This is a genomic window from Winogradskyella costae (assembly GCF_013403865.1).
Classification (GTDB): domain Bacteria; phylum Bacteroidota; class Bacteroidia; order Flavobacteriales; family Flavobacteriaceae; genus Winogradskyella; species Winogradskyella costae.
Genome location: NZ_JABFDK010000046.1, coordinates 1 through 707 on the forward strand (window position 1 = coordinate 1; position 707 = coordinate 707).

Annotated in this window: 1 protein-coding gene; it reads left to right on the top strand. The window is 32.0% G+C overall.

Annotation, left to right across the window (positions count from 1 at the left end):
* Nucleotides 1-59 precede the first annotated feature (59 nt).
* Complete coding sequence (locus tag HM986_RS17615; protein WP_179336355.1) at nt 60-569, top strand: hypothetical protein; 510 nt, start codon at nt 60-62, stop codon at nt 567-569.
* Nucleotides 570-707: the final 138 nt, after the last annotated feature.

Here is a 707-nt window from a genome sequence, read left to right on the forward strand (position 1 = left end):
AACCACGCAACTAACCATACACAAAACCGTTACCTGCAAGCTGAAAAACAACATTGAGAATGCCGAAAACTTTATTCATTTTATTAACTCTGTTTCTTTTTTCGTGTGATTCGAAACCTGACATAAACAATCCAAAACATTGGACTTATGAAATTGATTATGAAGTTGAAAGTAGGGATTCAATAAAACCAATTGGACGAATTGAATTTCGCAGAATAAAATCTATAAAAGACAAGTTAAGAGAAGAAACCTACAATGAAAACTGGTATCCATCAATGGCTTTTAACATTTATAGTATTTCGGACTTAAAACATTGTGAAGAAATATCAAGAAAAATGATAATGTTTTCAAGTTGTCTCGACTCGCATCTTGGCGGAGATTTAATTATAAATGAGAGCTATATCTTTTATAATGATTCTGGTTGTTTGAATTGCGCTGGAAGTGAAAACGACATTGATTATTGCAGACCAGTTACGAATAAAATATTATCGGAATTGAATTTAACTGAAAACAGTACATTAAAAGACCTTGAAAAAGAAATTGGAAAAAAATTAAAACGAGCGAAATAAAGCCAACAGGTAACACCGTGTATAATTAATTGCTTTGGCAAGTGCTTATTTGGAAAATTCCTTCGGAATTTTCTCGCGTTCGTTTTTGTTTACTAAATTAGTTGCTGAAACACGCAACTAACCATACACAAAACCGTT

What these genes read in the sequence shown, in the direction of transcription:
- HM986_RS17615 (WP_179336355.1), top strand. Translation starts at nt 60, where the DNA reads ATGCCGAAAACTTTATTCATTTTATTAACTCTGTTTCTTTTTTCGTGT.